We start from the raw sequence: 5,647 nt of genomic DNA on the forward strand, positions 1-5,647 counted from the left end.
GACGCCACCACCCTCGGACTACCCGCCGGCACCAACGTCGACGGCTACGTCCGCACCGACGCCACCCACTACCTGCTGTCCTTCTCCACCCCCACCACCACCATCCCCACCCTGGGCACCACCCAAGACGAAGACATCATCGCCAACACCACCGGCACCTGGTCGACCTACTTCGACGGCACCACCCACGGCCTGACCACCGACAACCTCGACATCGACGCCTTCGACACCCCCTGAACCCACCAACCGACCGGCCCGCGCCCCCTCCGGTGTCGCGGGCCGGTCCACAGGAGGAGGTCACCCGTGACCGTCGCCACCCGACCCGAGGTCGGCACCGAGCCGCCTCCGGCACGACCTCGCCGCCGGAGCTGGATCGCGGCCGCCGTCGTCGGCCTCCTGCTCGTGGGCGGGGGCGCGTGGCGACTGGCCGAGCGGGAGCACCGGGCCGACGTCCGCGCGCAGACCGTCGCGGTCTCCGCCGACGACCTGGCGGCGCGGTTCGGGATCCGGGTCGACCTCATCGCCGTGACGGCGGCCGGAGGGCTCATCGAGTTCCGGTACCAGGTGGTGGACCCGGACAAGGCGGTGGCGATGATCCACGACACGAGCATGCGTCCCGTCCTCGTGGTCGAGGACACCGGACAGACGCTGGTGCTCGCGTCGCCGCACCGCCACAGCGCGGACCTCCAGCTGGGCGGCACCTACTACTTCCTCATCGCCAACGCCCACAACGCTCTCCACGACGGGACGTCGGTGACTCTGGTGATCGGGGACGACCGCGTCGAGCACCTCGTGGTCGAGGGATGAGCAGCAGCGCGCTCCGCGTCGCGCGGCTCCCTCTGTCCGTCCTGGTCGCCGCGCTCGTCATGGTGCTGCTCGGCGCGTCCCCGGCCGCGGCGCACGGCGAGCTCGCCCGCTCCGACCCGCCGGTGGGTGGAACGGTCGCAGTGGGCCGGACGGAGCTCACCCTCTGGTTCACGGAGGCGGTCGACCCCCGGACCAGCACCGTCGCGCTCCGGACGATCGACGGCGTCGACGTGCCGGTGACCGTGTCGACGACGGGCGACGGGTCCGTGCTCGGCGTCGTCACGCCCCCGCTCGCCCGGGCGACCTACGTGCTCGACTGGCGCACCCTCTCGCTCGACGACGGCCACCAGTCCAGCGGCTCCGTCGTCTTCGGCGCGGGAGTGCGACCGAGCGTGGTGCCGACGGCGGCCGGCGGCYTTCCCGCCGCACCGGCGGTCGTCCTGCGCTGGCTCGACCTGTGCGCACTCATGATCACGATCGGCGCGCTGGCCGTCTCCGGGCGGGTGCTGCGCTCGACCGGTGAGCAGGGCCACCGGGCACGCCGGAGAGCGCGCGTCGTCGCGGCGCTGGGGGCCGGGGTCGCAGTCGTCTGCGGCCTGCTTGCCCCCCTCCTGCTCACCCGCGACGACCCCGGGCTCCGGCCCGCCGCCGCCGTCGACCTGCTGACCGGGACGCCCTGGGGGCACCTCTGGCTGGCGCGCGAGCTCGTCCTCGTCGTGGCTGCCGTGGCGCTCGCCCGGTGGGCGACGACGCGCGACGGCTCACGTCCGCTGGTGCGTGCCGCCGTCGTCGCGCTGGCGGCCGTGGTCGGGCTGGAGGCCGTGGCGGGGCACGCCGCCACGCTCCCCGCCCGATCCGTTCCGGCGGCGCTCGCCTCCGCGTCCCACCTGGTCGCCGCCGGGGTGTGGGCCGGCGGGGTGTCGGTGCTCGCCGTGTGCCTGCTGCCCTCGCTGCTCCACGACTCCCCAGCCCGGGGGCCGGCGATGGCACCGGTGTTCCGGGCGTTCAGCCCCATCGCGGCGGTGGCGACGGTCGTCCTGCTCGCCACCGGGCTGTACGAGGCCGGCAGGCACGTGCCGACCGCCGGCGCGCTCGTGACGAGCGTCTACGGCGCCGCTGTCGTCGGCAAGGCGGCGCTGCTCGCCGTTGCCCTGACCGTGGCTGGGGTCAACACGCTGCTGGTCAACCCCGCGATCGCGGCGCCTGTCGGCCGGCGCCTCGGACGCCCGGCGGGGTGGGCGCCCGTGCCGCTGCGCAGGTTCCCGGCCCTGGTCGCCGCCGAGGTGCTGGTCCTGGTGGCCGCCGTCGGCGCGGCCGCGGTCCTCACGTCGGTCCCGACGGCGCGCGAGGTCGCCTCGGCGACCCGGGACACGACGGTGCACGCGACCAACGTCGACGGGCTCTTCGTTACGTTCGAGGTCGTCCCCGCCGGCCCTGAGGCGAGTCGGCTGATCGTGCGGATCCGCTCCACCGTGAAGCCCGAGCCCGCCCCGGTCAGCGCCGTCGAGGTCCTGCTCGAGGGCCCCGACGGGACGATCCACGCGGCGCTCGAGCCCGTCGAGCCCGGACGCTACGAGGCCGAGACCATCGCCCCGGCACCGGGCCGATGGACGGCATCGGTCGCGGTCCAGCGCCGCGACCTCCCGATCACGGTGACCCGGACGGCGTGGACCGTCGCACCTCCGGTATCCGACGGACCCAGCACGGCCGAGCTCGCGACCACCGCCCTCGCCGTCCTGCTGCTCGTCGGCACGGCCGCCGCGATCCTGCGCACCCGCCGTCGCGCAGAGGCCACGATCGTCCCGGACCAGCTCGTCGGGAGCTCGCGATGAGGCGGCCCATCGCCGCGGGCACCGTCGTCGCGGTGCTCCTCGCGCTGCTCGGGGCCCCGGCGGCGGCGCAGCCCGACTCGGACGGCGGCGCATTGACCCCGCAGGTCGCCGCACTGCTCGCCGACGCCCCACCCGACGGCATGGTGTCCGTTGTCGTGACCCTGCGCTCCCGTGCGGACCTTTCGGACGTCCGTGGCACCCGGGCGGCACGCCTGCGGACGGTCGTCGCCCGGCTGCGGGCACGGGCGGCCGCCGCCCAGGCGCCGGTCCGGGCGATGCTCCGGACGCGCGCAGACCACGGAGAGGTAGCGGACGTCACGCCGCTCTGGATCGTCGACGGGATCTCGGTGACCGCCACACCCGGTGTCGTCCGGGCCCTCGCCGCTCGCGCCGACGTCGCCGCCGTCACGTCCGACCGGATCCTCGTCGTACCGGCCGTCGGTCCTGCGGAACCGAACGTGGCCGCGGTGCGGGCGCCGGCCCTGTGGGACCTGGGCCAGACGGGCCAAGGCGTGGTCGTCGCAACGCTGGACAGCGGCGTCGACGTATCGCACCCCGACCTCGTGGGCCGCTGGCGCGGCGGGACGAACAGCTGGTACGACCCCTACGGCGAGCACCCGACGACCCCGACCGACCTGACCGGTCACGGCACCGCGACGACCGGCCTGATCGTGGGCGGTGACGCGGGGTCGACGGCCGTCGGCGTCGCGCCTGGGGCCAGCTGGATCGCCGCGCGGGTCTTCAACGACCGCGGCGGCGCGACGACCACCGCGCTGCACCAGGCCTTCCAGTGGGTGCTCGACCCCGACCGTGACCCGAGCACGGCCGACGCGCCCGACGTGGTCAACGGCTCCTGGTCGATCGGCGCGGGCCCCGGGTGCGACCTGACCTTCCAGCCGGACGTCCAGGCCCTGCGCACGGCAGGCATCCTGCCCGTGTTCGCCGCGGGAAACTTCGGGCCGGGAGCCGCGAGCAGCGTCAGCCCCGCCAACTACCCGGAGTCCCTGGCGGTCGGAGCGGTGAACGGCGACGACCTCGTCTACGGATCGAGCAGCCGCGGGCCCTCGACCTGCGGGGGGCGGGACGGGGCGTACCCGGACCTGGTCGCGCCGGGGGTAGACGTGCTCACCACCGACCGGTACGGCCTCTACCAGGTGGCGACGGGGACCTCGGTGTCGGCCCCGCACGCGGCGGGCGTGCTCGCGCTGCTGCTCGGGGCGGTGCCCGGGCTCCCGGTCGAGCAGCAGCGTGCCGCCCTCACCGGCACCGGGGTCGACCTCGGTCCCGCGGGACCTGACCCGACGTACGGCTCGGGCCGGCTGGACGCACTGGGCACGTACCAGTGGGCGATCAGCCGACCGGGCGTCTCCATGACGCTCGACCCCACGACGGTCCGCGTGGATCGCGGCGTCGCCGCGACGGTCTCCGTCGGCATCACCCCCGTGAACGGCTTCGCCGACGACGTCACGCTCGCGCTCTCGGGTCTCGGTGCGCACGAGGCTACCTGGACGTTCACCCCGGCGGTCGTGTCGTCCGGCTCGGGCACCGCCCAGCTGTCGGTCACCCCGTCGCCCACCCTGCCGCCGGGCGACTACACGCTCACCATCACGGCGACGAACGGTTCCACCTCGGCAACCTCCCCCCTCGCCCTGACCGTCACGATCCCACCGGGCACGGACCTCACCGGGCCGACCACCACCGCACCGACGCTGGTCGGGACGCCGACCAACGGCGGCGACGACGTCACCGTGCACGCCACCGCCGACGACACCGCCACCGGCGGCTCGGTCGTGGACGCCGCCGAGTACTTCCTGGACAACGTGGGCGCCAACGGCACCGGGACCGCCATGACGATGACGCCGGCAGCCTCGCTCGCCGAGCTGACCGTGACGATCCCGACCGCGAACCTGGAGATCGGGTCGCACGTGGTGTCGGTGCGGGGTCGGGATGCGGCGGGCAACTGGGGGCCGGTCGCGACCGGGACCCTGGTGGTCGACAAGGTCCGACCGGTGATCTCGGCCCTGACCGCCACACCCAACCCGACCCTGGGCGCGACCACGATCACCCTGACCGGGACCGCCACCGACACCTCTGCCCTGAGCCGCGCCGAGTGGTTCCGGGGCACCGACCCCGGCCTGGGCCTGGCCACCCCGATGGCGATCACCGGCACCGGCCCGACGTACACCCTGACCACCAGCATCGACGTGACCACCTGGAACGAGGGCACCCACACCCTGAGCGTGCGCACCCTCGACGCCGCCGGGAACTGGTCGACCCCCACCACCACGACCGTGGCCGTGCGCGCCCCGATCGTGTTCTCCACCCTCGGCAACACCAACCCACCCGGGGTGGCCGGCACCCCCGACGACGCCGACCTGTACACCTGGAACGGCACCACCTACACCCGCACCCTCGACGCCACCACCCTCGGGCTGCCCACCGGCGCCAACACCGACGGCTACGACCGCGTCGACGCCACCCACTACTACCTGTCCTTCGCCAGCGACACCACCGTGCCCGGCCTGGGCACCGTCCAGGACGAAGACATCGTCTACAACAACGCCGGCACCTGGTCGGTGTTCTTCAACGGCACCGCCCACGGCCTGACCGTGGCCAACCTCGACCTGGACGCCATCAGCATCACCGGCACCACCGTGTACTTCTCCACCCTGGGCAACACCAACCCACCCGGAGTGGGCGGCACCCCCGACGACGCCGACATCTACTCCTGGAACGGCACCAGCTACACCCGCGTCCTCGACGCCACCACCCTCGGACTACCCGCCGGCACCAACGTCGACGGCTACGTCCGCACCGACGCCACCCACTACCTGCTGTCCTTCTCCACCCCCACCACCACCATCCCCACCCTGGGCACCACCCAAGACGAAGACATCATCGCCAACACCACCGGCACCTGGTCGACCTACTTCGACGGCACCACCCACGGCCTGACCACCGACAACCTCGACATCGACGCCTTCGACACCCCCTGAACCCACCAACCG

At 73.9% G+C, this 5,647-nt stretch carries 4 protein-coding genes; all 4 read left to right on the forward strand.

Annotation, left to right across the window (positions count from 1 at the left end):
- On the forward strand, positions 1-237 hold a 237-nt coding region (locus tag AC1DXT_RS20765), incomplete at its 5' end, for a hypothetical protein (RefSeq protein ID WP_477062896.1).
- 66 nt (positions 238-303) lie between these two features.
- Positions 304-807 (forward strand): hypothetical protein, encoded by a 504-nt coding sequence (locus AC1DXT_RS20770; protein WP_477063171.1) that lies wholly within the window; start codon positions 304-306, stop codon positions 805-807.
- Positions 804-2,639 (forward strand): copper resistance CopC/CopD family protein, encoded by a 1,836-nt coding sequence (locus AC1DXT_RS20775; protein ID WP_477063172.1) that lies wholly within the window; start codon positions 804-806, stop codon positions 2,637-2,639. Before AC1DXT_RS20770 ends, AC1DXT_RS20775 begins: the two co-directional genes overlap by 4 nt.
- Positions 2,636-5,635 carry a S8 family serine peptidase gene (locus tag AC1DXT_RS20780; RefSeq protein WP_477063173.1) on the forward strand — a complete coding sequence of 1,000 codons (3,000 nt, stop codon included), beginning with the start codon at positions 2,636-2,638 and terminating at the stop codon, positions 5,633-5,635. Before AC1DXT_RS20775 ends, AC1DXT_RS20780 begins: the two co-directional genes overlap by 4 nt.
- The last annotated feature ends 12 nt before the right edge of the window (positions 5,636-5,647 follow it).

The sequence above is a fragment of the Cellulomonas sp. P1_G12_2 genome (assembly GCF_056405535.1).